A 21,420-nucleotide genomic window follows, 5' to 3' on the forward strand; every position below is an offset into this window, starting at 1 on the left:
CCCATGACCTATTCCATCATCGCCCGTGATCCCGACAGCCAAGAGATTGGCATCGCCGTGGCCAGCCGCTTTTTCGCCTGCGGTGCAGCCGTGCCCTACATCGGGCGGCGGGTCGCCGTGGCGACGCAGGCTTTCGTCAATCCGCTTTGGGGGACCGAAGGCCGGCGCATGTTGGAAAGCGGCGACCCCGCCGAAGCACTGCTGAAGGAATTCGCCGCCCGCGATGCGGGGCGCGACATCCGCCAGTGTCATATGCTGGACGCCACAGGAAACTTCGCCGCACATACCGGCGCGGCCTGTGTCGATTGGGCTGGGCACCGTGTGGGCACCATTCATTCCGTCGCGGGCAATATGCTGACCGGGCCGGAGGTGGTGGAAGCCACGTTCGAGACCTATGCCGCGCGCCATGACCTGCCGATGGCCGAACGTCTACTCGCCGCCATGCGCGCGGGCGAAGAGGCGGGCGGCGACATGCGCGGGCGCCAAGCAGCGGGGCTGGTGATCCACCGCGGACAAGACCATGCCTATCTCGACCTGCGCGTCGATGACCATGGCGACCCGCTGAGCGAGCTTGACCGGCTGCTCGACGTCGCCGGAGAGCGCTATCTCCATGTGGCCGAAGCGATGCCGAGCCTCGACAATTTTTCGGGCACCTCGGACCGCGCGCCGATTGATGCGGCGATCACCCGCGCCGAAGAGGCCCGCAAGGCGGCGGGCAAACCCAGCCGGTCGCTGGCGACAGATTTAGAGACAAAGAAAGATTAACCATATGAACGCGCTCGATTTCGGCCAGCTTCTGCCCCTTCTTGCCATTGCGGTATCCGCCGGTGTTTTCGGCGGCATCCTTGCGGGGCTGCTTGGTGTTGGCGGTGGCATTGTGATCGTGCCCGCGCTTTATCTTGCGCTGTCGACGGCGGGGATGGACCCGGCGATCACCATGCAGGTGGCGGTGGGCACCTCGCTTGCGACAATCGTCTTTACCTCGCTGTCCTCGGGCTATGGTCACTTCAAACGCGGCGCGATTGATATGGACCTTTTGAAACTCTGGGCGCCGTCGCTGCTGATCGGCGTCGTGATCGGCGCGCTTCTGGGGGGCTATGTCTCGGGGCTGATCCTTGTCGGCGTCTTTGCCACCGTGGCCGCACTCGTCGCGCTCGACATGATCTTTCGCAAAACCAAGGACGACCCCACGCCGCGCGGCTTTGCCAAACCGATCTGGGCGATCCTCGGCGTCGTCACCGGCGGGCTGTCTGCGATGATGGGCATCGGGGGCGGCACCATCGGCGTGCCGCTATTGAACTTTCTGGGCTATGACATCCGCCGCGCCGTGGGCACCTCTGCCGCGATTGGTTTCATCATCGGGCTGCCGGGTGCGGTGGTCTATGCGCTCACCGGCCTCGGGGCGGAGGGGCTGCCGCCCTTCTCGCTCGGCTATGTGAACCTTGCCGCGGCGGCCATCATCATTCCGCTCACTTCCAGCTTTGCCCATGTGGGTGTGAAACTGGCCCATAGCATTCCGCGCCGGGCGCTTCGGTTTGCCTTTGGAATTTTCCTAATGGTAACCTCTCTGCGTATGTTCATTGATTTATTTGAAGCGTTTTCCAACTCATGACACAGCCCCCCCAGTCCGCCCCAAGTGAAGATGAATTGGCCGAGCGGCTGCGCGGAGCGATCCGCCAAGGGGACATCCTGAACGACGGGCGGATGCCCCCCGAACGGGCGCTGGCCGAGCATTTCGGCGTGAGCCGGGCGCGGCTGCGGCTGGCGCTTGGCCTGTTGCAAGAGGACGGCACGATCTACCGCCGCCACGGCCAAGGCACATTCGCCACACCGCCCCCCGCGACCAATGCCGACAGTCTGCGCCACCTTGCACGACAAGTCACGCCAAGCGACGTGATGGAAGTGCGGCTAGAGGTTGAGCCCGCCCTTGCCGCCCTCGCCGCCGACCGCGCCCGCCCGCAAGAGATCGAGCGGTTGGATCAGTTGATGCGCGCCACGCTCAACCTCAGCGACCCGGACGCCTATGAGGCGGCGGATGACATGTTCCACTACAAGATCGCCGAGATGGCGCGGAATCCGCTGTTCCTCACGGTCTACGAATCCATTCGCGCGGTGCGCCGCGAAGTGGCATGGACCTCGCGCCGCCGCACCTATCACGCCCCCGAAACGCTACAGGTTCTGGGCGAGCAGCACATGACCCTGAACGACGCCATCGCCCGGCGCGATACGCTCGGCGCTGCCGCCGCGATGGAGCAGCATTTGCTGACCGTATCCAAAACCCTGCTGCGCGACCGGGTGCGCAAGATCGAACTCGATCTCTGAAGTCCCCGTTTCGATAGATTAAATCACGTTTTGACGCCCCGCTCTTTCTTGCGGGGTGTGTTACAGCTTTGTGACAAAATTGTCTGCCGACGCACCGGAACTGCTTGCAAACGAAACTGTTCGATGTTCGTATCTGCGCATTATTGTATTTCGCGCCAGATGCGCGGATTCTCAGGGAGGAGAACACAATGTCTCATAGATACCTATTCGCCGCTGGTCTCACCGCGGCCTTCACACTGACGGGCAGCCTTGCCTTCGCACAAGAAGACTGCGAGCGCGGCGCCTTGGACAAGATGTTCTGCGACGCCGATGGCGATCTCGTCGCCGATGCACCGACCGATCCTGATATGCTGAAAGACCCGTCGACGCTGGTTTTCGCCTACACGCCCGTCGAAGACCCCGCGATCTACGAAGACATCTGGACCCCCTTCATTGACCACCTTGAGGATGTGACCGGCAAGGACGTGCAGTTCTTCGCCGTGCAGTCGAACTCCGCCGAGGTTGAGGCGATGCGCTCGGGCCGCCTGCATATCGCCGGTTTCTCCACCGGTCCGACGCCGTTTGCGGTGAACCTCGCGGGCGTCGAGCCCTTTGCCATCATGGGCGCCGAGGACGGCCAGTTCGGCTACAAGCTGCAGGTCTACACACAGGCCGACAGCGACATCAAAGAGATGAAGGATCTGGCCGGCAAGCGCATCGCGCATACCTCGCCGACCTCCAACTCCGGCAACCAAGCGCCGCGCGCGCTTTTCCCCGATCTGGGCGTCGTGCCGGATGAGGACTACGAAGTGACCTATTCGGGCAGCCACGACCAATCCATGCTGGGCGTTGTCGCGGGCGACTATGACGCGGCCCCGGTGGCCTCCGAAGTGGTCGACCGCATGGCCGAGCGCGGTCTTTACGACCCCGAGGACGTGCGCATCGTCTGGGAAAGCGATCCTTTCCCGACAACCTCCTACGGCGTCGCGCATGACCTCGCGCCCGAGCTGAAGGAAAAGATCAAGGAAGCCTTCTTCTCCTTCGACTTCGAAGGCACCGCACTGGGTGAGGAATTCGCGGGGGTGAGCAAGTTCGTCCCGATCACCTACAAGGACCAGTGGGCGGTGATCCGTCAGATCCAGAAGGCGAACGGCGTCGAGTACACGCCGCAGGGCCTCGCGGCTGAATAATCGTTCAACACCGGGGGCCGGCTTTGCGGTCGGCCCCACGTTTAAGGTACATTAAATGCTGAAAATTTCCGACCTCGTGAAACGCTATGGCAGCGGTGATCCGGTGCTGAAGAACCTCGATTTGACGATCGAGGGCGAAAGCGTCGTTTCGATCATCGGTTCCTCCGGCGCGGGCAAATCGACGCTGCTGCGCTGCATCAACCGACTGGTGGAGCCGACCTCGGGGTCGATCATGCTCAACGGCACCGAACTGACCAACCTGCGCGGCAAAAACCTGCGCGCCGCGCGGCGCAAGATCGGCATGGTGTTTCAGGGCTTTAACCTTGTCGACCGCCTCACGGTGATGGAGAACGTCCAGTCCGGTCGCTTGGGCTACATCTCGACATGGTCCGCCGTGACCCGCCGCTATGCCAAGGCCGACATCCGCCGCGCCTATGAGCTGATGGAGCGCGTCGGCATCGCGCAATATGCCAACACCCGCGCCGACCAGCTGTCGGGCGGCGAACGCCAGCGTGTCGGTGTGGTCCGCGCCTTGATGCAGGACCCCGACATTCTGCTGGCGGATGAGCCCACCGCCTCGCTCGACCCCAAGACCTCAGAGCAGATCATGGGCCTGCTGCGCGACCTCGCCGGTGAGCTAAAACTTCCGGTGCTGATCAACATCCACAACGTGACCGAGGCCAAGGAATACACCGACCGTATCGTCGGCATGCGCTATGGCCGGATCATTTTCGACGACGAGCCCGCAAAGCTCGACCAAGCGGCGATGGATCAGATCTACGCCGGCAGCCCCCATGCGGACCGCGCCAAAGATGGGGCCGCGGCATGAGCGCGCCGCGAGATACCTGGAAAAAACCACCCTTCATCGCCAACCCGGTGCTGCGGTGGGCGGTGATCTTGGGCGCGGTGGCCTATTTCGGCTGGGTCGGGCTGACCATGCCGATTGACTGGAACCGCGTGGCCGAAGGGCTGGGCCGTGCCGGGCGCATTTTTGGCGGGGCCATCCCGCCCAGTTTCGAACGCTCGGGCCTGTTGATCGACGGCTTCCTCGAGAGCCTCAAGATCGCCATCCTCGCCACCGCGGGCGGGGTGCTTTTGTCGATCCCCATCGCCTTTATGTCCGCGCGCAACGTGGCGCCGAAGCCGATCTTCTACCTTGGCCGCGCCATCATCATCGTGGCGCGCAGCTTTCACCCGGTCATCGTGGCGATCCTCTTCGTCAAGGCCGTGGGCTTCGGCCCCTTCGCGGGCGTGCTGACGCTGATCGTCTATTCCATCGGCTTCGTCGCCAAGATGCTGGCCGAACGGATCGAGGAGATCGACTTCGGTCAGGTCGAAGCCATGCGCGCCGCCGGTGCGCCCTATTTCTCGACCCTGATCTACGCGATCTTTCCCCAGATCATGCCGCGCCAGATCGGCCTCACGATCTACCAGCTCGACAGCAACCTGCGCGCCTCGGCGGTGGTCGGCATCGTGGGCGCGGGCGGCATCGGGGCGACGCTCGCCAATGCCTTTGGCCGCTACGACTATGACTTCGCGCTGGCGATCACCATGGTCATCGTCGGTGTCATCCTTGTCTCCGAAGCCGTCAGCGGCGTGATCAGAAAGCGCATCCAATGACGACCCTTGCAGAGAAATTCGGCCGCGACGACTGGACCCGTTTCACCCTGCGCCAACGCCTCACGCGCTACGGCGTGCTTCTGGGCTGCGCCCTCGCCATCGCTTGGGCCCTGACTTCGATCGAGGTCATCTGGGCCTGGGTCTGGGGCGCGCCCGAGCAGATCGGCGACCTTTTTGGCCGCATGTATCCGCCTGACCCCAGCAACCTTGAGACCATTCTCAAGGTGCTTTGGGATACGGTGAATATCGCGACATTCGCCACCACTTTCGCGGTCTTCCTGTCCCTGCCGGTGGCCTATATTGCCGCGCAGAACACCACGCCCAACCGGGCCACGCTCTGGCTTGGGCGGTTGATCCTCGTGACTTCGCGGTCGGTCAACACGATCATCTGGGCGCTTCTCTTCGTGGCGATCTTCGGCCCCGGCGTGGTGGCGGGCATCCTCGCCATCATGTTCCGCTCCATCGGCTTCATCGGCAAACTTCTGGGCGAGGCGATCGAGGAGATCGACAAACGCCCCGTCGAGGCGCTGGAGGCCACTGGCGCATCGCGCTTCAAGGTCATCGCCTATGCCATCGTGCCGCAGGTCATGCCGACCTTCTGGGCCGTGTCGATCCTGCGGTGGGACATCAACCTGCGCGAGTCGACCGTTCTGGGCCTCGTCGGCGCGGGCGGCATCGGGATCATCCTGCAAGGGGCCATCGACACCTTTAACTGGCCCGAGGTCGCCACGATCCTCATCGCGATCATCGTGTTGGTGATCATCGGTGAGGTGATCTCGGCCTTCCTGCGCCGCCGCATCCTGTGAGTCTCGCCATTGACCCCGCGCAGGCGCTGGCCGAATACCAGCGCCTGCGTCCCCGCTTGCCCGCCTGCGACAAGCTCGGCCATGGGGTGGAGGCCGCTCGTTTTCTTGATATCATCGCGCCCTATGAGTTGATCCTGTTCGACGCCTACGGCGTGCTGAACGTCGGCGAAACCGCGATCAAAGGGGCCGCGCAGACCATCGCCGCCCTGCGCGAGATGCGCAAATCGGTCATGGTCGTCAGCAATTCCGCCGCCTATCCCAAGGCGCATATGATGGACCGCTACGCGCGGCTTGGCTTTGATTTCGCAGCCGACGAGGTGGTCACCAGCCGCGAGGCGCTGCTGCACCGCGTCGCGACAGAACCCGCGCGCCGCTGGGGCGTGATGCTGAACCCCGATAAGGACATGGGAGAGATCGCCGACCTCGGCGCGACCGTTCTGGCGGATGATCCGGCAGTCTATGACCGGGCCGAAGGTTTCCTCCTCGTCGGGGCGGATGGGTGGACAGAGGCGCGGCAGGCCCTGTTGGAGGCCAGTCTGAAACGCCAGCCCCGGCCTGTCTTTGTCGGCAACCCCGATCTTGTCGCCCCGCGTGAGGATGGTCTCTCGCTCGAACCCGGCTGGTTCGCGCATCGTCTGATCGACGCGACCGGCGTGGCGGTGCATTTCTGTGGCAAGCCCTTCCCCGATATCTTTGATCTGGCCCTTGCCCGGGCAAAGCCCGTGGATCCGGCGCGCGTGCTGATGGTCGGCGACACGCTGCACACCGACATCCTCGGCGGCGCGCAGGCGGGTTTCGCCACGGCACTGGTCACCGGCCACGGCTCCCTCTTGGGGTTAGAGGTTGCTGCGGCGATCCAAGGCTCGGGCATCGCGCCCGATCATATCGTCACGGAAATTTAACGGCGCTTTGCTGTGGATTCATTGTCCACAAAGCGCCCCACCCCCATTGCCATTCTGAACATCCGCCGCTAGCAGTTTTCGTGACCTTGTTAATAAGATCGCTGGAGGATACAAAATGTTCAAAATCACCAAGCCCACGGCAATTTTCGCCACTTTGGCCGCGCTCACCGGGGGAGCTCTGAGCGCCGAGACCGAAGTCAAGATCGGCTACGCCCTCGCCCCCGACAGCCACTACGGCGTCGCGGCGCAGAAGTGGCAAGAGGTCGTCGAGGCCGAGACTGACGGCAAGTTCAGCTTCCGCCATTTCCCCTCCTCCGGTCTGGGTGGTGAGCGCGAGGTCGTCGAGGGCCTGCAACTGGGCACCGTCGAGGCGACCATCGTCTCCACCGGCACGCTAAGCAACTTCGTCCCCGCCACCGGTGTGACCGACATCCCCTTCCTGTTCCGCAGCCTCGACCACGCGCGCCGCGTGCTTGACGGGCCGATCGGTCAGGATATCTTGGCCGAGTTCGACGGCGCGGGCATGGTGGCCTTGGCTTGGGGCGAACAGGGTTTCCGCCACATCACCAACAACCGCAACACCATCGAGACACCCGAAGACATCGCGGGCATGAAGCTGCGCACCATGGAAAACCCGGTGCACCTCGAAGCGTTCAACGCCGCTGGCGCCGCCCCCACCCCGATGGCCTGGCCCGAGGTGATCAGCTCGCTGCAACAGGGCACCATCGACGGGCAGGAAAACCCGCTCTCGGTGATCGTCTCCGTGAAGCTCGACGAGGTGCAGAAATACCTGACGCTGTCGGGCCACGTCTATTCGCCCGCCATGCTGCTGGTCTCCAAACCCTTCTGGGAAGGACTGTCGGATGAGGACAAAGCCGCCTTTGAGAAGGGCGCGACCGAGGCCGTCTCCGCCATGCGCGCCTTCGTCGATGACGTGGAGCAAAGCGGCGTCGAGACGCTGAAAGAGCGCGGCATGGAAGTGAACGAACTGAGCGAAGAGCAGAAGGCCGCTTTCCGCGCCTCCATTGAAAGCGCTTATGAGGGTTACTACGAGACCTACGGCAAAGAACTGATCGACCAGATCGCCGCGACCGAGTAAGCGCCGCGACGGAAAGACGGACGGCCGGGAGCAGTGCTTCCGGCCGTTTTGCACGGGAGGGAAACCATGCGCAGATTGGAACAGCTATTCGTCAAGGTGAACGCCGCCGTGGTGATCGCCTGTTTGACGGGGATGGTCTTGGTCGTGGGGGCCAATGTCGCCCTGCGTTTCAGCACCAACCATTCGCTGTCGTGGTCCGATGAATCCGCCCGTTACCTGATGATTTGGATGGCCTTTCTGGGGGCTGGCCTTGCCCTGCGGCAGGGCGGCCATGTGGCCATCACCAATCTGCATGATGTGATGAGCACCCGGATGCAGCGCATCCTGCGCGGGGTCATCGTTTTGATTTTGCTGTTCTTCTTTGCCTTCATGGTCAAAGTCGGCTGGGACTATATGCAGCGCGCACAGTATCAGATGACCCCCGCGATGCGCCTGTCGTTCCGCTATGTCTATGCCGCCATGCCGGTCGGTTTCACGTTGCTGATCGTACATCTGTTGCTGATCGCGCGGCCCTTCATCATGGCGGGCCGCTATCACCAACCCGAAGGTCAGACCGAGAACATGCCGGGAGCCGCCAATGGCTGAGATCCTCTTCATCTCGCTTTTCGTGCTTATGGTGCTGGGGCTGCCCGTCGCCTTTGCCATGGCCATTTCTGTCTTCGCGGCGATTGGCTTGGGAAGTTCCTACCCGCAGATCGTGGTGGTGAAAGAGATGTTCTCGGGCCTCGACAGTTTCCCGCTGCTGGCCGTGCCCTTCTTCATCCTCGCCGCCGAGATCATGACCGGCGGGGCGATCACCCACACGCTTTTGCGTTTCGCGGCGCAATTCGTGGGCCATCTGCGCGGGGGGCTGGGCTATGCCAATGTGATCTCTTCGACCATGTTCGCAGGCATCTCCGGCTCGGCGCTGGCCGATGCCGCGGGCCCCGGCGCAATGATGATCCGCATGATGGAGAAGGGCGGCTATGACCGTTCTTACGCCGGCGCGCTGACGATCTCTTCCGCGGTGGTGGGGCCGATCATCCCGCCTTCGATCGTGATGATTATCTATGCCTTGCAGGATCAGGAAGTCTCGGTCGGGTCGCTGTTCATGGCGGGTGTCATTCCGGGGCTGCTGCTCGCCGGAGGGAGCCTTGCGGCCAACGGTTGGGTCAGTTGGAAACGCGATTACCGCAGCGATGAGGCCCGGCCCGAGCGGGCGCAGATGTGGCGCAACAGCCTGATGGCGCTGCCCGCCCTTGGGCTAATCGTGCTCATCGTCGGCGGTATCCGGGGTGGCATTTTCACCCCGACCGAAGCATCCGTCATCGCGGTGTTCTATGCGCTGTTTTGCGGGTTCTTCGTTTACCGCGCCCTGCGCCTGCGCGATCTGCCGGGGCTGATCCTACGCGCGGCGCTGATCTCATCCGCGGTGTTGCTGATCCTTGGGGCCGCGCGGGCTTTCGCATGGGTCTTGGTGATCGAAGGCGTGCCCCAGTTTCTAGCCGAGACGATCATCGCGTGGGAGCTTTCGCCTATCCTGTTTCTTTTGGCGGTGAACGTGCTGCTGCTGCTCTTTGGTCTGTTCATGGATCCGCTGCCGGGGGTGATGATCCTCGTCCCGATCCTGGCACCCATCAGCCACGCGCTCGGCATCGCGCCGGATCATTTCGCCATCGTGGTGATCGTGAATCTGACGCTGGGGCTGACGACGCCGCCGGTGGGGAGCCTGATCTTCGTGGTCTCCTCGGCGGTGAACCTGAAGCCCGCCGCGCTGATCCGCGAGATGCCGCCGTTCTTTTTGGCGAATTTCGTCGTGTTGATGTTGCTGACGTTTGTGCCAGCAATTTCGACATGGCTGCCAAAGGTCAGCGGTTTTTAGCAATTTACCGCCCGGCATCAGACCGGGCGGCGCCGCGCTGAGCTTGTCCTTACTCGGTCTGGATCCAAACCGCCTTGGTATCCAGATACGCCTGCAGGTGCTCCACGCCACCCTCCTTGCCGTAGCCCGACATCTTCAGCCCGCCAAAGGGCACCGCCGGGTCGATCGCGTGGTACATGTTCACCCAGACCGATCCGGCCTTCAGCTTCTTCACCGTCCGATGCGCCACCCCGAGATCGCGGGTGAAGATCCCCGCCGCCAGCCCATAGGGCGTGGCATTGGCGCGGGTCACGACTTCCTCCATCGTGTCGAAGGGCAAGACCGAGATCACGGGGCCGAAAATCTCCTCCCGCGCGATGGTCATCTCGTCCTTCACATCGGCAAAGATCACCGGTTCGAGGAAGTTGCCACCAGCAAAGCCCGCCCCCTCGGGCCGGCCGCCGCCGGTGACCAGCCGCGCGCCCTCGGCCTTGCCCTTGGCGATATAGCCCTCGACCTTCTCGGTCTGCACGGCATTGATCAGCGGGCCGAGATCGGTGCCTTCGTCAAGGCCATGCCCGATCTTCAGCCCCCGCGCGAAAGCGGCGAGCTTCTCGATAAACTCATCCTGAATCTCCCGCGCCACGAAAAGCCGCGAGCCCGCGATGCAGATCTGCCCCGAGTGGGCATAGACCGCCATCGCCGCCACCGGCACCGCCTTGTCGAGGTCGGCATCCTTGCAGATGATCAAAGGGCTTTTCCCGCCCAACTCCAACGTGATCCGCTTGAGGTTTTCAACGCCAGCGCGGGCGATGGTCTTGCCCGTGGCAGTCGAACCGGTGAAGACCACTTTGTTGACGTCAGGATGCTCTGCCAGACGCGCGCCCGCTTCGCGCCCCGTGCCGGTGACCACGTTGACCACGCCGTCGGGCACGCCCGCCTCCTGCATCAGTCGCGCGATCATCAAGGGCGTCAGCGGCGCATCTTCGGAGGGTTTCAGAACCACGGTGCAGCCGGTGGCCAGCGCCGGGGCGATCTTCCAGATCGAGGCAGCGGTCGGGGCGTTCCACGGGATAATCGCGCCCACCACGCCGACCGGTTCGCGGGTGGTGAAAGACAGCATCGACTGCGAGATCGAATTCTCGATCACGTCACCATGCAGCGCCACCGCCTGACCTGCGTAGAAGCGCAGCATCCCGATCACCCGCCGCTTGTTCCCGAGCGTCCGCGCCAGCGGCAGCCCCATGTCGGCGGTGTCGGAGACACAGAGCTTCTCCCAATCCCGCTCCATCACATCGGCGATGCGCAACAGCACCTCCTGCCGGTCGTAGGGCGTGAAGGTGGACCAGACTCCTTCGAAGGCGCGGCGTGCGGCATCCACGGCCTGATCGACATCCCGCGCCCCGCCGCGCGGCACTTCCGCCAGCTTGCGGCCAGAGGCGGGATCGGTCACCTCGATCACCGCGCCGGAGTAGGCGGGTACGTCCTGACCATCGATGAACATCGGGCAGAACTGCCCGTGGTAAAGCGTTTCGGCAATCTGGTGGGGGTCGCGGGTCAAAGTCATTTCAGCCTCATTCCATTAACGCGCCATTCCTATCAATCGAATTGTCGGTTTCAAATATACAAAGCCCTGTTTGGGCAAGAAAATCCGGCCCTGCCGCGTTGCACCGTGCTGGGTGGACCGCTAGAACTTTCCCCAAGGGAACCGCGCGCAGGGGTGGCGGTGGCAAGCGAAGGAAAATCCATGAAAATCGGTATGATCGGTGTCGGCCTGATGGGCCACGGAATTGCCCGCAACGTGATGCGGCGCGGGGGATTTGCGCTTGGCTATTTCGACCACCCCGGCAACCAGCCGACCGATGAGTTGGACGGGCTGGGGGCCACGGCCTTCGACAGTCTGAGCGATCTAGCCGCCGCCTCCGATGTGATCATCCTCTGCGTCACCGGCTCGCCGCAGGTCGAAGGGATCCTGACCGGAGAGGGCGGCGTCATCGCGGGGTTGAAGCCCGGTGCTGTGGTCGTCGATTGCTCAACCTCCCTGCCCGCTTCGACGTTGAAGATGGCCGAGGCGGTCAAGGCGGCGGGGGGCGATTTCGTCGATGCGCCGATGACCCGCACGGCGCAGTTTGCCCATGAGGGCAAGCTGAACCTACTCGTCGGCGGTGACGCGGCCACGGTCGAAAAGGTCTCTCCGGTGCTCGCCGCCTTCACCGAAGAGGTCAAACATGTGGGCACGGTCAGCGCGGGCCATCGGCTGAAGCTGCTACACAACTATGTCTCGGTCGGCTTCATGTCTCTGCTGGCCGAGGCGGCTGCGCAATCGGCGGATGCGGGGATCGATCCGCAGAGTTTCGTAGATGTCTTGGCAGGCGGCGGCGGTGCCAGTGTCGCGCTCGATCGGCTGTCGCCCTTCATCACCAGCGGCGACCGCGAGGCGCTGCCCTTCGCGATCAGCAACGCGCTGAAGGATTTCGACTATTACCGCCAGATGTCCGCCCAAGCGGGCGCGCAGGTCGAGATTGCCGACGGGGTCTATCGCGCCCTTTCCAAAGTCGTCGAAAAGGGCGCGGGCGATGCCTATGTCCCTGAATTGGTACAGCATTTCCGCAAGGGCTAAGCCCGAGGGGTCAGAGCGTCAGCGTCCCGATGCTCGACCCGCCGCAGACGAAAAGCGTCTGGCCGGTGACGAAACTACTGGCCGGATCGCAAAAGAAGAGGAAGGCGTTGGTCACGTCCTCCACCTGCCCCAACCGCCCCACGGGGATGCGTTTGGCCAGCGCGGCTTCGCGTTCGCTTTCTTTCGGGATGATGCCCCAGAAGTTATCCGTCTGCACCGGGCCGGGGGCCACGACATTGACGGTGATGCCATGCGGCGCAAGCTCGAGCGCCCAAGTGCGCGCCATGCCGATCATCCCCGCTTTCGAGGCCGAATAGGCCGTGCGCGTCGGCGCGCCCAAGGCGGCGCGAGAGGCGTTGAACATCACCCGGCCAAAACCGCGTTCCTTCATGGCGGGCAGGAAGGCTTGTAGCAGCGTCAGGGCCGAGCCGAGATGCAGTTGCGCAAGGCCGGTGATGTCTTCGGGCTTGGCCTCTTCAACCAGATTGGGCCAGATCAGCCCGGCGTTATGCACCAGATGGGTCACCTCATGGCGTGCGGCGATATCCGTAGCAACGGCGGCGACGGAGGCAGGGTCGAGCAGGTCGGCTTCGATATGCTCGCAGCCCTCCGCCTCCCATTCCGGCTTGCCCCGCGCGATCGAGATCACGCGATAGCCGCGCTCCAGCAACCGCTGCGCCAGATCGGCGCCGATGCCCTTGCTACCCCCGGTGATGACGGCGGTGTATTCGGTCATTGTCTCTCTCCCGGTATCAGTGCCAGCACCCGCAAGGGGCTGCCGGTGCCGCCTTTGATCTTGAGCGGCGGTGCGATCAGCATGGCCCCGGTGGGCGGCAGTTGGTCGAGGTTGCACAGGCACTGCAGCCCGTATTTCCCCGCCCCATGTAGCAGGTAATGCGCCGGGAAGGGCGGGTCGTAATGCATCCCCTGCCCCGCGTCGGTGCCGACCGTTTCCGTGCCAAAGCCGCGAATGCCGCGCTCTAGCAGCAGTTCGATGGCGGCGGGGGTGGGGCCGGGCGAATGGGCGCCATCCTCGCGCATGTTGAGGTAATCCGCGCCGCTGCGTTTCGACCAATCGGTGCGCATCAACACCCAAACGTCGGCGGGGATCGGCCCGTGCTGGGCCTCCCAATCGCGGATGATCTCGGGCGTCAGCTCAAAGTCGTCGTTCTGCGCCGCCCCAACCGAGCAGTCGATCACCACGACCGGGCCGATGAAGGCTTCGGGCGGGATTTCATCCACCGCGCCATGGGCCACGTCCTTGCCCGAGACCCAGTGAATGGGCGCGTCGAAATGGGTGCCGGTGTGTTCGTTCAGCGTGAGGTTATGCCACTTCCACGCCGGGCCGCGTTGATCATAGGCCGAGACCTCCTCCATCCGAAACCGCGCACATTGGCCGAACTCTGGCGGCAGGACGATGACCGGGAAGTCCGGGTCGAGCCTATGGGTCAGATCGACGACCTTTGCGGCACCGCTTGCCAGTGCTTCGGCCAGTCTCGTGATTGCATCGCTCATGCGCCGCCCCCCCGCGTTTCGCGTTCCATCAAGGCCGGATCGTCCAGCCAGCGGGCCCGCGCATCTTTGGCCACGTCACCGCAGGCGACCTCTTCCAACCCGTCGACCAGCCCGCGCACCACCGTCCGCGCCAGCGCGCGGGGGGCGACTTTGGGCGGCGGCAGAGGTTGGCGCCATTCGTCATCAACCGGGCCGGTGTAGACATTCATCACCCGCAGGCCCGATCCGGCAAATTCCGCCCGCATCGTCTGGCTGAGCGACCGCGCCGCCGCTTGCGAGGCATCGAAGCCGCCGAACCCCGCCTCGGGTGCCAAGGCCCCGACCGAGAGGAGATTGACCCAAGCCACCGCGGCATTAACCCCATCCGCCGTCCGCGACGCCATCGCGGGGCCGAAGCCCTGCGCCAGTCGCATCAGGCCCAGCACATTGGTTTCCATCCCCTCGCGGGCAAAGACCGTGTCACTGCCCAGCACCCCGCCGGGGCGGATGAATTGGGCGGTGTTGATCAAGATGTCGACCTTGCCACCGATCTCTGCCGCGAGGCGCGAGACGGAGGCCCCATCGGTGACATCAAGCGGCATGAGGCTGACCTTCTCCATCCCCTCGCAGGCCGCGCGGCCTTCCCACCGGCGCCAATGTTCCGGCTCCCCCAGGAATATCTCCGCCGCACCTGCGCTCAGGAGCGCTTGGGCCAGCGGCAGGGCCAAGGGCGAGCGGGCATCGGTGATCAACACCCGCCGATGTTTCGGATCGCTCGACATTTCGCGGAGCATCGGATCGTCTTGCATCAATTCGCTTCCCTCTCGCGGCAGGGCCACCATGACCCCCTGCCCGGCCCGGTCCAGTTTCAACGCCAGCCGCACGGCATCACCGCGCTCGACCTCGCCATGCAGATGGCACACGGCCACCGGCCCTGCGGCCAGTTGCACCGTGCCGATGCGCCAAGGCAGTCGCTCCCGAAAATACGGGTCGGGCGAGACGCGGATCGTGGTTTCGGCCAAGACCTCGCCCGCGCGGTCCGTCTCGCGCCAGTCCAGCGCGACGGACAGGCATTTGCAGCATGCATCGCGCGGGGGGTATTGCACCGCCCCGCAATCGGCGCAGTGTTGCAAGGCGAAGGTGCCGCGCCCGGCGGCGATGGCGAGGCCGAGGGCCGCGCGCGACCGCTGCGCGGGCGGCAGCGTCGGCACCCTGCTGCGCTTTTGCGGGTTCTTCTTTCGGGGCGGGGTCAATGGGTCGGTCATGGCGCGCCCCCTTCGATGATCGCCGCGGCAGAGCAGACGCCCCGGTCATAGTTGATCATACCAAAGCCCGAGACCAAGGCCCGCCGGGCGTTGGCAACCTGCGTGCCCTCGGCCTGCCCGGTCACCTGCCGGATCGCCTCGACCAGCCCCAGATAGCCGCCCGCGGCCCCGGCTTGGCCGACCGACAATTGCCCGCCCGAGGTGTTGTGGGGGAAATCGCCGTGGATCGTCAGATCTCGCCGCCGGACAAAGGCAGGCCCCTCCCCTTTGGCGCAGAACCCGAGGTCTTCGAACTGCATCATCGAGATCACCGGGTAGTCGTCATAGGTTTGCAGCAGATCGACCCCCTCTGGCCCATAGCCCGCCATGTCATAAAGCTCGCCAATGTCCACGCCCCAGCCGCCGCGCAGTTGCATCGGGTCTTCGGGGTAGGCGTTGTGCCGTTCGATTGTACCGCTGATCCGGGCGAAGGGTAGATTGCGGCGCGCGGCTTCGTCCTCACGCATCACCAAAAACGCCTCGGCCCCGGCGCAGGGCATGACGCAGTCGAAAAGCGCGATGGGGTCCGAGATCATCCGCGCATCGAGGTATTGGTCGAGAGTGAGTGGGGTCTTCATCAGCGCATCGGGATAGTGCAGCGCATTAGCGCGTTGGGCCACGGCGATGCGGCCAAAGTCCTCTCGCGTGGCGCCGTGTTCCTGCATGTAGCGGTCCATCAGCAGGGCAAAACTCGCGTTCGGGCCGCCGAAACCATAGGGAAAGGTCGCATCCATCGAAAAGCGCGAGAAGCCGCTGAGCAGGCTGCGAAAGCTGTCGATCCGGTTCGCGTCCCCCGCCACGCAGGCCCCCACGTCGACATCGCCCGCCTGCACCGCCCGCGCCGCGCGGCGCAGCGCGATGACCCCACTGGCCCCGCCTGTGGGCACGGTATCGAGCCATCGCGGGCTGAGCCCCAAATGCTGGGTCAGCCCGACCGGCGTGTCCGGCGCAAGCGAGAAGCTGGAGACCGAGAACCCGTCCAGTTCGCCCGGCGCGATCCCAGCCTTGCCCAGCATCGCGCGCAGCGCGCGGGCGATCCACCAATGGGCGGTCTCATTGCTATAGCGGGCATAGGGCACCGAGGTGGGCGCCGCGAGCACGACGCCGTCATAGCCCCTGCGCCTCATGCTGCCGTCCGTTTCTTTAGCCCGCGCAGGTCTTGCGTGGCGGGATCGTCCAGCAGGTCGGCGGCCAGCGTTTTCAGCACCCCGCGTTGGAGTTTCTGCGTCGCCGTCAGCGGCAGCGCCTCGACAAAGGCGATGAAGCCGGGGGCTTTGTAATAAGCAAGCTGGGTCAGGCACCATTCGGTGATTTCACGGGCTAAGACGGCGGGGTCAGCACCGGCGTCCTTCGGCACGATACAGGCGAAAACCTCATCCCCCCGCACCGCGTCCGGCACGGCGGCGACGGCGGCGCTGGCCACGGCGGGGTGGCGCATCAGGGTCGATTCCACCTCGACCGCCGCGATGTTCTCGCCCGAGCGGCGGATCACGTTTTTCTTGCGGTCAACGAAATACATCGCACCATCCGGCGCGCGGCGCACGATGTCGCCGGTGTGAAACCAACCGCCCGCCCAAGCCTCATCCGTGGCTTCGGCGTTCTTGCAATAGCCCGCAAAGAACCCACGCCGCGGGTCGGCACCGGCGCGGCGCACCAGCAGTTCGCCTTGATCGGCCTCTTGCCCGGCATCGTCGAGCAGCCGGACCTCCAGCCCCCCTTCGGGCGTACCGAGGCAGCTTTCGCCCACGCGGCGCGGTTCGCGGTTGGCGCAGATCACCGCCCCCGCGCCGGTTTCGGTCATGGCCCAAGCCTCGACCAATGGAAAACCGAAACGCGCCTCGAAGGCGGCGTGCAGTTTCGGGTCCACCCCCGCGCCGAAGCCAAAGCGCACGGAATGGTCGCGGTCGGCGGCGCTTTTCTCGGCCCCCATCAGCATCGACGGCATCACGCCGAGGTAGTGCAGACAGGTCGCCTCCGAGGCCCGGACCGAGGACCACCAACTGCGGGGGTGGAAGCGGTCAAGCGCGGTCAGGCAGCCGCCCACTGCGATCATCGCCATGAAGGAATAGGCCATCGCGTTCATGTGGAAGATCGGCAGGGGCGTGATCATGCGCTCGCCGTCTTGCGAGAGGGCGCAAAGCCCGCCGGTGTCGGCGTACCACCGCCCGGCGTCCAGAAAGTAGGTATTGGTCAGGATGCAGCCCTTGGGCTGGCCCGTGGTGCCAGAGGTGTAGAGCAATGCGGCCTCGGCCTCCTCCGCCCCGCCATGCCGTGCCGCGATGGTCTCAAGCGTTGCGGGTGCGGGCAGGGGTTCCTCCGGCGCGATCACCGGCATGTCGCGGCCCGCTCGCCGCGCCGCCGCGCGCAGGTCCTCACCCCGCGCGGGTATCGCCACGGCCAAGACCGGCTCGGCATGGTCGATCATATAGCTCAGCTCCGCCGCACGCAGATCGGGGTTCACCGGCACGACCGACAGGCCCAGACCGTTCAGCGCCAGCCACCAGAGGAAGAAGGCCGGGCGGTTCTCCATCAGCAGCATCACGCGCTGCCCGGGCAGATAGCCCGCCGCCGAAATGCGCTTGCGCAGGGCGGCAACCTCGCGCGCGGCTTCGGCATAACTCACCTCCCCCGCCGCGATGCCGTAGATGTCCGCCGTTTCCGGCAGGACATTCAGGAAACCCCGTTCGGGGTGCCGCGCGGCGGTGTCGTCAAACGCCGCGAAGACCGTCTCAGTCTCTGCCCCGATCATGGCAGCAACTGGATATTGCGGAAGGCCGCGTCGCAATTCACGATATCGACCCGTTTGTTGGCAATGCGGAGCCGCCCCTCGACCAGCGCCAACTCATGCCGCGCGGTGACGGCGAGCAATTGCTGCTCATCCAGCCGCGTCTCGACGTAGTGCATGAAGGTGGTCGTGATAAAGCGGCCGGCGTCCGTATCCATTTCATCCACGAAAGGGCGCTGGATCACATGGTGGCAGCGGCTTTTGGGTTTCTGGCTGAAGGTGCGCGCGCCGTTCAGACGTTCGACGCGCAGCTTGAGCATGAACATATCCTCATACATCAACGAGGTCTCGTTGATCGGGTCTTTTTGCTGATAGTCCAACGGCATCCAATAGTGCCCGTCCGGCAGCCAGAGGTCGAGCCATTCGGTATAGCGCCCCTCGTCCAGCATGCGCACTTCGTCATAGATGAAGTCGATCAGGCTTTCGCGCGTCACACTCATTCCGCCGCCTCCGTCTTTTGGCCCATGGTCATGAACTTGACCCATGCGTGGAATTGGTTGCGCATCTGGCGTTCGGTGGTGCCGTTTTCGACCGCTTCGACCTCGAAATCCTCGTCCTCTTCGATCAGGCGTTGGATGTTCACCCATTCCAGCCCGTCGACCATCAGCCCTTCCTGCGCGCGCTCGTACATTTCCAGATCGTCATGGCCGACGATGGAGGTGGGCGCGTTGATCATGCGGTTGTACATCGCGGTGCGGGCGGTCAGCTCATTGGGCGCGTCGACAAGGCGGTAGATGTAGCTTTCCACCACGGTCCGGTCGGCGGCGATGGGGATGAAGACCCGCAATTGCTGGATCGGCCCCTTGATCATGATGTTGGGGAAATAGACCGTGTTGTGGCGGTTTTCGTCCAAGATCGCCTTGGCCTTCTCTTCTCCGTAGCTCTCACAGAGCGCTTCGAAATAGCCGGGGATCGCGGAATAGTCCGAGTGGATCGAATGGTTTACGCCCGTGTGCCCATGCCCGTTGGGCCATGTGCGGATGCCCATGCCTTCGAAGAAATCGTAAGGCGACATGAAGGGGGCGATGATCTCCATCGCGGGGGGTTTGGGCGCGTCCTCAGGCAGGCCCAGCTCTTCGTAGAGCTTCACCGCCGTCCCGGCAGAGCTTTCATGCGCCACCATCGGGTGGCAGGTGTCGGTCTGGTTTTCGACCAGCATCTTCCAGTTGCAATGATGCATGTAGCGCAGCGGCGGGCCGACCACTTCGAGCCGTCCGGCGGGGGAGCGGTCAACCATATTGTCGAGCGAGGACAGGCTTTCGCCAAAGAACTCTTCAAAGCTCATGCCCTCTTCGGCCAGCCGCGCAAAGATGAAGCCGCGGTAGTTTTTCACATCGCCGACGCTGCACATCCCCTTGCCGCTGTCGGTCTCTTCCAGCCCGGTGTTCTGGTAGCCCTTCTTGAGTGGGATCGCCAAAAGGCAGCCATCGGTCTTGAAGCTCCATGCGTGATAGGGACAGCGGAAGAATTTGCCGGTATTGCCCTGTCGGTCGATCACGATCTTGGTGCCTTTGTGAGGGCAGCGGTTCAACAGGACATGGATGTCCCCCGTCGAATGGCGCACCTGAATGACGGGTTGGGTGCCGATATGGGTGCTGAAATAATCGCCCTTATTCGGGGTCTGGCTTTCATGGCCGACAAAGACCCAAGCATTGGCGAAGAGATGCTTCATCTCCTGCTGGAACACCTCTGGGTCGGTGTAGATATCGCGGTGCACCTGATGTGGCTGCACGAGGGCGGCCAAGGCCGCCGGGCTGTCGTAACGTCCCATGAGTTCCTCCCTCAGATGTCGAGCACAAGGCGCGGAGATTTCGCGCGGCTGACGCAGATTTGCATGACATTGCCTGCCGCGCGCTCGGCCTCGGACAGGACCACGTCGCGGTGATCGGGCGTGCCGCTGAGCACATCGCATTGGCAGATGCCGCAGTCGCCGCGCTGGCAGTCGTACATGACATCGACACCGCCCGCCTCCAGCACGTCGATGATCGACTGGCCGGGGGGGATGGTGAAAACCTCTCCGCTTGAAGCGACTTCTACCTCGAAGGCACTGTCGCCCTCTTGCTCCTGCGGCGCGTCGAAGAGTTCGAAATGGATGCGCTCGGCGGCGATGCCCGCGGCTTCGGCTTTTGCCTTGGCCGCGTCGATCAACCCTTTGGGGCCACAGACATAGAGATGCGCTTGGGCTCCGAGGCTGTCGATCACCGCGCCGAGGTCCAGCGCCGTGGCGTCATCATCGCAATGCAGATGCAGCGCATCGCCGAAACTGTCGCGCAGGGCATCGCGGTAGGCCATGACGGGCGCGCTGCGGCCCGTATAGTGAAAGGTGAAGTCCTGCCCCGCGGCCTTGAGCGTCGCCGCCATCGAGATCATCGGCGTGATGCCAATCCCCCCCGCCAGCAGCACGGCGGGCGCGTCCGGGGACAAGGGGAAATCGTTCTTCGGCGCGGCGCAGGTGATCTCTGCCCCCGATTTCAGCCCGTGCATATGGGTCGAGCCGCCCCTGCCATCGGGCTCACGCTGGACCGCGATGCGGTAGCTTTCTGGGGCTTCGGCAATCGGATCGAAGGTGATCAGGGAATAGGCGCGGCTGTCGCCATCGGGCAGATCGAAAAGCACATGCGCCCCGGCGTCCCAATGCGGCAACGGGCTGCTGTCGGCGGCTGCAATCTCGAACTCGCTGATGCGATCGGTTAGCGCTGTGACCCTGCGCACGATGGCGTTGATCTTCGACATGTGATGTCCTCCCCTGCCAAACAATATGATTTTTCATATAGTTTCGGTCAAGGGTTTTCTTGCCAAGCGCGAATTTGCCCGCCATTTAGGGAGGCCGAGGCGCAAGGAGCCCTCTTTCCATCAAAGGGTTAACTGGTGTGACGCAGCAAAAGACCGATGCAACCGCCCAAAAGGAGACGGGTCAGGAGGGGGGATTCGTCTCGGATTACCTGCTGTATCTCTTGGCGGCGGCCAGCGATGTGGCGAGCGCGCAGTTCCACGCGCAGGTGCGCAAGGCGGGGCTGCGGGTGCCGGAATGGCGGGTGTTGGCCTGCCTGTCGGACACTGATGGCGCGATGATCACGCAGCTCGCGCGCCGGGCGCTGGCCGAACAATCCCGCCTTACGCGGATCATCGCCCAGATGGAGGAACGCGGCCTGCTGCTTCGCCGCAGCGACCCTGCCGATGGCCGCCGCGTGCGGGTGTATCTGACCGACGCGGGCCGCGCGCTGGCCGCCGAACTGGTGCCGCAAGCGCGCCGCCATGAGGCGGCCTTGATGGAAATGCTGAAGGGCAATGAGGGCGCCCAGTTGAAGCCCGCGCTGAAATCGCTGCTCGCCGCCTTGGACGACACGGGCGATCTTCGCGGCTGATCAGCGCCCTTGCCCCGGGCGCAAAAAATGGTTCCAATCGTGCTGTAAATGTGAATACATGAAAAAGCATATACTTGGCGATACGGGTTTGGGA

The 21,420-nt window shown here is 64.0% G+C and carries 22 protein-coding genes; 13 read left to right on the forward strand and 9 right to left on the reverse strand.

Translation table 11 applies throughout. From position 1 onward, the window contains the following. The first annotated feature begins 3 nt into the window (after positions 1 to 3). From ACGYKA_RS13575 to ACGYKA_RS13625, 11 genes are all read left to right on the forward strand, one after another. The gene (locus ACGYKA_RS13575) at positions 4 to 765 is read left to right on the forward strand and encodes a DUF1028 domain-containing protein (protein ID WP_394412982.1); all 762 of its coding nucleotides are present in this window, start codon (positions 4 to 6) and stop codon (positions 763 to 765) included. 4 nt (positions 766 to 769) lie between these two features. Continuing rightward, the gene (locus ACGYKA_RS13580; protein ID WP_394412985.1) at positions 770 to 1,612 is read left to right on the forward strand and encodes a sulfite exporter TauE/SafE family protein; all 843 of its coding nucleotides are present in this window, start codon (positions 770 to 772) and stop codon (positions 1,610 to 1,612) included. Beyond that, positions 1,609 to 2,322 carry a FadR/GntR family transcriptional regulator gene (locus ACGYKA_RS13585; protein WP_209219188.1) on the forward strand — a complete coding sequence of 238 codons (714 nt, stop codon included), beginning with the start codon at positions 1,609 to 1,611 and terminating at the stop codon, positions 2,320 to 2,322. The genes ACGYKA_RS13580 and ACGYKA_RS13585 overlap by 4 nt, the downstream gene beginning before the upstream one ends. A gap of 188 nt (positions 2,323 to 2,510) precedes the next feature. Beyond that, complete coding sequence (phnD, locus tag ACGYKA_RS13590) at positions 2,511 to 3,491, forward strand: phosphate/phosphite/phosphonate ABC transporter substrate-binding protein (protein WP_394412988.1); 981 nt, start codon at positions 2,511 to 2,513, stop codon at positions 3,489 to 3,491. Between the two features lie 55 nt (positions 3,492 to 3,546). Next, positions 3,547 to 4,320 carry a phosphonate ABC transporter ATP-binding protein gene (gene phnC / locus ACGYKA_RS13595; RefSeq protein WP_271690256.1) on the forward strand — a complete coding sequence of 258 codons (774 nt, stop codon included), beginning with the start codon at positions 3,547 to 3,549 and terminating at the stop codon, positions 4,318 to 4,320. Further along, positions 4,317 to 5,111, forward strand: coding sequence for a phosphonate ABC transporter, permease protein PhnE (gene phnE, locus ACGYKA_RS13600; protein WP_394412991.1), 795 nt, complete (start codon positions 4,317 to 4,319; stop codon positions 5,109 to 5,111). The genes phnC and phnE (ACGYKA_RS13600) overlap by 4 nt, the downstream gene beginning before the upstream one ends. Further along, a complete protein-coding gene (gene phnE, locus ACGYKA_RS13605) occupies positions 5,108 to 5,917 on the forward strand; it encodes a phosphonate ABC transporter, permease protein PhnE (RefSeq protein WP_394412994.1) in 810 nt (269 codons plus the stop codon). Before phnE (ACGYKA_RS13600) ends, phnE (ACGYKA_RS13605) begins: the two co-directional genes overlap by 4 nt. Next, positions 5,914 to 6,819 carry an HAD-IIA family hydrolase gene (locus ACGYKA_RS13610; RefSeq protein WP_394412997.1) on the forward strand — a complete coding sequence of 302 codons (906 nt, stop codon included), beginning with the start codon at positions 5,914 to 5,916 and terminating at the stop codon, positions 6,817 to 6,819. Before phnE (ACGYKA_RS13605) ends, ACGYKA_RS13610 begins: the two co-directional genes overlap by 4 nt. A 115-nt stretch (positions 6,820 to 6,934) precedes the next feature. Continuing rightward, on the forward strand, positions 6,935 to 7,918 hold the full coding sequence (locus ACGYKA_RS13615; RefSeq protein WP_394413000.1) for a TRAP transporter substrate-binding protein: 984 nt from the start codon (positions 6,935 to 6,937) through the stop codon (positions 7,916 to 7,918). 66 nt (positions 7,919 to 7,984) lie between these two features. Continuing rightward, positions 7,985 to 8,503, forward strand: coding sequence for a TRAP transporter small permease (locus ACGYKA_RS13620; protein WP_322329754.1), 519 nt, complete (start codon positions 7,985 to 7,987; stop codon positions 8,501 to 8,503). Then, the gene (locus tag ACGYKA_RS13625) at positions 8,496 to 9,779 is read left to right on the forward strand and encodes a TRAP transporter large permease (RefSeq protein ID WP_394413003.1); all 1,284 of its coding nucleotides are present in this window, start codon (positions 8,496 to 8,498) and stop codon (positions 9,777 to 9,779) included. Before ACGYKA_RS13620 ends, ACGYKA_RS13625 begins: the two co-directional genes overlap by 8 nt. 49 nt (positions 9,780 to 9,828) lie before the next feature. Here ACGYKA_RS13625 and ACGYKA_RS13630 read toward each other — a convergent pair whose 3' ends face one another. Beyond that, positions 9,829 to 11,325 carry an aldehyde dehydrogenase family protein gene (locus ACGYKA_RS13630; protein WP_394413006.1) on the reverse strand — a complete coding sequence of 499 codons (1,497 nt, stop codon included), beginning with the start codon at positions 11,323 to 11,325 and terminating at the stop codon, positions 9,829 to 9,831. A gap of 180 nt (positions 11,326 to 11,505) precedes the next feature. On the opposite strand from ACGYKA_RS13630, the gene ACGYKA_RS13635 reads away from it, so the two are divergent. After that, positions 11,506 to 12,378, forward strand: a complete 873-nt coding sequence (locus ACGYKA_RS13635; protein ID WP_394413009.1) for an NAD(P)-dependent oxidoreductase — start codon at positions 11,506 to 11,508, stop codon at positions 12,376 to 12,378. Positions 12,379 to 12,388: 10 nt separating this feature from the next. Here the strand turns inward: ACGYKA_RS13635 and ACGYKA_RS13640 are convergent, their stop codons facing one another. Genes ACGYKA_RS13640 through ACGYKA_RS13675 form a run of 8 tightly spaced genes read right to left on the reverse strand, consistent with a single transcriptional unit; the run spans position 12,389 to position 20,694 of the window. Continuing rightward, positions 12,389 to 13,114, reverse strand: coding sequence for an SDR family NAD(P)-dependent oxidoreductase (locus ACGYKA_RS13640; RefSeq protein ID WP_394402818.1), 726 nt, complete (start codon positions 13,112 to 13,114; stop codon positions 12,389 to 12,391). Beyond that, positions 13,111 to 13,893 (reverse strand): cyclase family protein, encoded by a 783-nt coding sequence (locus tag ACGYKA_RS13645; protein ID WP_394413012.1) that lies wholly within the window; start codon positions 13,891 to 13,893, stop codon positions 13,111 to 13,113. The genes ACGYKA_RS13640 and ACGYKA_RS13645 overlap by 4 nt, the downstream gene beginning before the upstream one ends. Beyond that, on the reverse strand, positions 13,890 to 15,137 hold the full coding sequence (locus ACGYKA_RS13650; RefSeq protein ID WP_394413014.1) for an SDR family NAD(P)-dependent oxidoreductase: 1,248 nt from the start codon (positions 15,135 to 15,137) through the stop codon (positions 13,890 to 13,892). Before ACGYKA_RS13650 ends, ACGYKA_RS13645 begins: the two co-directional genes overlap by 4 nt. Beyond that, on the reverse strand, positions 15,134 to 16,303 hold the full coding sequence (locus ACGYKA_RS13655) for a thiolase family protein (RefSeq protein WP_394439041.1): 1,170 nt from the start codon (positions 16,301 to 16,303) through the stop codon (positions 15,134 to 15,136). The genes ACGYKA_RS13650 and ACGYKA_RS13655 overlap by 4 nt, the downstream gene beginning before the upstream one ends. After that, positions 16,300 to 17,925: an AMP-binding protein gene (locus tag ACGYKA_RS13660; RefSeq protein WP_394413019.1), complete on the reverse strand. Its 1,626-nt coding sequence runs from the start codon at positions 17,923 to 17,925 to the stop codon at positions 16,300 to 16,302. The genes ACGYKA_RS13655 and ACGYKA_RS13660 overlap by 4 nt, the downstream gene beginning before the upstream one ends. Continuing rightward, positions 17,922 to 18,401, reverse strand: a complete 480-nt coding sequence (locus ACGYKA_RS13665) for an aromatic-ring-hydroxylating dioxygenase subunit beta (RefSeq protein WP_271690270.1) — start codon at positions 18,399 to 18,401, stop codon at positions 17,922 to 17,924. Before ACGYKA_RS13665 ends, ACGYKA_RS13660 begins: the two co-directional genes overlap by 4 nt. Next, a complete protein-coding gene (locus tag ACGYKA_RS13670; protein WP_394413022.1) occupies positions 18,398 to 19,732 on the reverse strand; it encodes a Rieske 2Fe-2S domain-containing protein in 1,335 nt (444 codons plus the stop codon). Before ACGYKA_RS13670 ends, ACGYKA_RS13665 begins: the two co-directional genes overlap by 4 nt. Positions 19,733 to 19,743: 11 nt before the next feature. Next, positions 19,744 to 20,694 carry a PDR/VanB family oxidoreductase gene (locus ACGYKA_RS13675; protein WP_394413025.1) on the reverse strand — a complete coding sequence of 317 codons (951 nt, stop codon included), beginning with the start codon at positions 20,692 to 20,694 and terminating at the stop codon, positions 19,744 to 19,746. A 137-nt stretch (positions 20,695 to 20,831) separates the two neighbouring features. On the opposite strand from ACGYKA_RS13675, the gene ACGYKA_RS13680 reads away from it, so the two are divergent. Further along, positions 20,832 to 21,326: a MarR family winged helix-turn-helix transcriptional regulator gene (locus ACGYKA_RS13680; protein WP_067266533.1), complete on the forward strand. Its 495-nt coding sequence runs from the start codon at positions 20,832 to 20,834 to the stop codon at positions 21,324 to 21,326. Positions 21,327 to 21,420: the final 94 nt, after the last annotated feature.

Source organism: Sulfitobacter sp. 1A15106, assembly GCF_043556995.1.
GTDB classification, from domain to species: domain Bacteria; phylum Pseudomonadota; class Alphaproteobacteria; order Rhodobacterales; family Rhodobacteraceae; genus Sulfitobacter; species Sulfitobacter faviae.